We start from the raw sequence: 3,891 nt of genomic DNA, 5'->3' as shown, positions 1-3,891 counted from the left end.
TGTTTCATGATCAAACCGTTTTATTTGCAGACGAGATATTATGGCAGATCTCGGAGGTTAATCAGAGGTTCCTATATTATCGGATTTTTAGCTGCGTCGTTTTCTGACGCGTCCCGTTGTTAGAAAACATGTGGAAAATTCGATATATATCTGAAATTTAAAAATTTCAGTTTAAATACGTGCCGTAATGTGAGCAAAGCGTTCTATTTCATAAGTTGAATGTGTAAATGAGAAAATTATGCAAAAACTAATGACATTTCCAGAATTTAAGGAAAAGTATTCCAATTATAGAGAACAAGTATATAAGGCTGTTCCTAATATTCTTAATATGCCGCATATTAAACTTACTCCAATTAATAATGAGGCCCTATCTCAGAATTTAACTTGGTACATGTCTGGAAGAAAACCACCAAATGGTGGATGGGATTGGGGAAGTTGGGTAAGCCAATACAGGAGAAAACATCATAAACGATTTGAAGCTGCAATTTGGTATGGAAAGCAGTTATGCGGTTTATGTTTAGGAAAAGCCTCTGGAAACAATATTCATGTTAGATTAGAAATTTTGGAAGGTTCTCCTTCTACGAGTCATCCACTTCGTGGCAGAATTGCACTTATAGCCCTAACGGCCACAGAGTTATACGGTTATGCTTGTGGAGCGAGCGAAGTAAGGATAATTGACCCCGTACAAGGTGCAGTAAATTCATATAAAGCGTTAGGATATACACTTAAACCAGGTACAAAATATGAGCCCAGATATCTGGTCAAAAATTTAACGTAAGGTGCGTAAAATGAGTGATTTTTCGAAAAGAGATGAAATGAAAAGTATTTCAGCTAAAGAGTTTTCGAGCAGACTTAAGGAGTATGCCAGAAAAATTAAAAGGGCAAATAAGGCTTCAGTTCCAAACGAACCTGTTGGACAGATTAACAAGTCTAAATTAATTGATTAACTTTATGGGAAAGTTTTCGTGAAAGATAAACATTGCACTAAGAAAACAGAATTAAACGAAGCCGAAGGCATTAAACGTTTAAAAGAAAAGATAAAAGAACTAAAGAAGCAAAATATTGTTCCTCCTGTTGATGATGAAGAGCCAACAGGATTGTTATCAGGTGGGCCAGAGCATTTGGATTTTGATAACGAAAGTAATAAAAAATAATCATTGGTATCAATCAATGCTCTCCGTCATTCAGATTTTTGAATGCGGTATTATGTTTACATGTATTTAAAAATTAATTCCTGATATTTAGTTTGAAACCAGCGAAAATAATAAGCACCTTATCTCTTCTAGCAGTATTAAATCACTCTTCGGTTATTTCATATCTTCACGAATTTGAGCTTAGGTAAACTAAAGTATTAAGTTTAAGTCTCGTTCTCTATCAGTATCCCATCCGTATACGCTTCTTTGATTACCTAAAAGTGTGGTAAGTTTTTATCTTATTGATGCCTGTAGAACTCTTCAATAATAGGCTATTACGAGTGGTTGTTAGGACGATTTATGGAATTTAAAAAGGTTATTGCAGGAGCTTTCTACTTTGTTGATGAATACAAAAGGGTGATTTTAAGAGCATTGGCTTTGCCATTTTTAGCCTATGTTTTACTGGGTGCTATAGAATATATGGCAGTTACCGGTGTTTTGGCTGTTGTGGTTGAGGTAGTGCGTTTAGCAATTCTGGCTGTTTTTGCGATTACAACCCATAGAATTATATTGTTGGGGCCTAATTCGGTTTCTAAGTGGGGAGTCACATTGTGGACGAAACGAGAAACCTTTTTCTTTCTTCATGCCGTTGGAATTGTGCTTATGGGCATTCCAATGGTGTTGCTTAACTTTATACCAATTTTAGGCAGCCTTGCATCGTTAATCATTATCTGCTGGTTCGCGGGTCGGTTTTGTTTGGTTTTTCCGGGTATTGCCGTTGATAAAGGCGTTTCTTTTAAGTTATCTTGGGAGCTTACAAAAAGTCATCAAGTTCTAATATTTTTAGTGGTAATAGTATTTCCAACAGTGTTAGCAATTCCCACTTATATTTTAAGTTTTGTTCCCTATAGTGCTTTATTATCTAGCGCAATATCTGCCTTTTTATTTGTTTATGAAGTGGCTGCTCTTTCTGTGGCGTATCAGCTTATAACGGCTGAGAGGTATAAAAATGATGAATAAACGACTAGTGTTTTAATGGTGATATTGTTGGGTATTTTATGGTCGTGGTAAGTTAATAATTAATAGGAAATTAAAGTTTGCTGTAACGCTTATTTCAGAGAAAATTTTGTGCAAATATCTTTAAAAATAAAAGACTATTTAACGGAAAGACCAAAACCACACGGAATAGACGTTTTGTGTGGTTTAAAGCATTTTGCCATTATTGCCTACGCTGTACCCAAAGAGCGATTTGACGATATTTTTCCAAAACGTTTTAAATTAGATACGGTTGAGGTTCATGGCCAATCAATGGGACTTATTTCAGTTGTTCCTTTTGTCGATGTCGATTTTACATCGGCGGTATTTCCGTTTCCAAAATTTACCATGGGACAAACAAACTATCGAATTTATATTATCGATACCGAAACGGGCGAGCGTTGTGTGTGGTTTCTTGGTACGACCTTGGATTCGTGGACGCTCATGGTACCTAGATACCTATGGAACCTGCCATGGCATGCAGGCAGGGTTAAGTTCAACTGCGTCTTAAACGAGACCAGCGGTTTGTACGACAAGTACCAAATGGAAACAACGTCTGAATGGGCGGCGGCTTCAGTGGAGTTAAGTCAATCTGAGTCTGATACGTTTAATTTTCCGGGGTTTCCAGATGTTGAATCTGCACTTGTTTATCTTACGCATCCTTTGGCGGGTTTTTATTATCGACGAGACAATAAACTAGGTACTTATCGAGTTTGGCATAAGCAGTTAGACGTTAAACCGGGTAGATTAAAGTCGGCTGAATTTAAGCTGTTATCGAATCTAGGTCTTGTAGAAAAAGCAGAACAAAACTCACCGTACAGTGTTTTAATCGAGCCGATAAATGAGTTTACGATTTACTTGCCGCCAACCGTAATTGAGTGAAAGTCTAAATAACAATAATTAATCATCAAAACGCATCGGGACGTGCTTTGGTTTGAGCTATTAAATGAGAGTAATATGATTCATAGATGTGATATTTGTGGCAAACGAGGAAGAATAGGTTTTAGTTTTAGGGTTGCTCCGATAGATGCGGTTGGTTTTGTGTTCCTGTTGCTGGTTTCTATGGTGCCCGTATGGCTTGTTTTCATTTATAGTTGCCGTGATTATAAGTTCATTTGAATACGATCTAGGTGTATTTCAAGAGCTGATAATAATGGTTTCTACAATAGTTTATTTTTTATTGTTTGGAAGTAAAGTTGCCAAGTTTATAAGTCTATTTGTGGATTATACGTTAAGAATAAGAACATCTTGCAAGGCTTGTGATAAGGTACTTTATGAAAAAGAATTCCCCTAGGCTGATAGAGAAACCAAGCATTTTTTGCGTTGCAATAATAGCGTGTATGATGGCTTAACTATTTTTTACGGTTTGTATGTTGGGTTTTTTACTTTTAACGGACGCTGGAAAGCTGGAATCAACAAATCTTAACTTCAAAATCTGATCTAAACGGCTTTCAAAAATATTGATTTTTTTCGTTTTTAGTGAATTGTTTGGCAAATAAATAAAAATAAAATTCCCAGTTTTTGCGCAAATTTAGTTGTTTGTTTGATGCGGTTCACAATGCTTTCTTGTCTTGTCTTGTCTTGTCTTGTCTTGTCTTGTCTTGTCTTGTCTTGTCTTGTATAGGGTTCAGATTAATCTAAGTTTCCTTTAGGAACCTCTGATTAACTCATCCCTGATTTAATCAGAGGACAGAAATTGAAAATGCGATTTCCAATTTCTTCA

The 3,891-nt window shown here is 36.1% G+C and carries 5 protein-coding genes; all 5 read left to right on the top strand.

Annotation, left to right across the window (positions count from 1 at the left end; all coding sequences use genetic code 11):
* The first annotated feature begins 238 nt into the window (after window positions 1-238).
* The 5 genes from ACYQ2C_RS18490 to ACYQ2C_RS18470 all read left to right on the top strand — a co-directional run bounded on the left by ACYQ2C_RS18490 (window position 239) and on the right by ACYQ2C_RS18470 (window position 3,050).
* Entirely contained in the window at window positions 239-778 is a 540-nt protein-coding gene (locus ACYQ2C_RS18490; protein WP_460104643.1) for a hypothetical protein, read from the top strand.
* 10 nt (window positions 779-788) lie between these two features.
* Entirely contained in the window at window positions 789-947 is a 159-nt protein-coding gene (locus ACYQ2C_RS18485) for a hypothetical protein (RefSeq protein WP_460104645.1), read from the top strand.
* Between the two features lie 18 nt (window positions 948-965).
* Window positions 966-1,154, top strand: a complete 189-nt coding sequence (locus tag ACYQ2C_RS18480; RefSeq protein WP_460104646.1) for a hypothetical protein — start codon at window positions 966-968, stop codon at window positions 1,152-1,154.
* Window positions 1,155-1,493: 339 nt separating this feature from the next.
* A complete protein-coding gene (locus ACYQ2C_RS18475; protein ID WP_460104648.1) occupies window positions 1,494-2,153 on the top strand; it encodes a hypothetical protein in 660 nt (219 codons plus the stop codon).
* A gap of 108 nt (window positions 2,154-2,261) precedes the next feature.
* Complete coding sequence (locus ACYQ2C_RS18470) at window positions 2,262-3,050, top strand: DUF2071 domain-containing protein (RefSeq protein ID WP_460104650.1); 789 nt, start codon at window positions 2,262-2,264, stop codon at window positions 3,048-3,050.
* The last annotated feature ends 841 nt before the right edge of the window (window positions 3,051-3,891 follow it).

It is taken from the genome of Sessilibacter sp. MAH3, assembly GCF_054658275.1.
The sequence above is the reverse complement of the archived record's forward strand: the minus strand, read 5'-3'. Positions and strand labels throughout refer to the sequence as shown.

Coding starts and splice junctions, on each gene's coding strand:
- ACYQ2C_RS18490 (WP_460104643.1), top strand. CDS start 239: ATGCAAAAACTAATGACATTTCCAGAATTTAAGGAAAAGTATTCCAAT.
- ACYQ2C_RS18485 (WP_460104645.1), top strand. CDS start 789: ATGAGTGATTTTTCGAAAAGAGATGAAATGAAAAGTATTTCAGCTAAA.
- ACYQ2C_RS18475 (WP_460104648.1), top strand. CDS start 1,494: ATGGAATTTAAAAAGGTTATTGCAGGAGCTTTCTACTTTGTTGATGAA.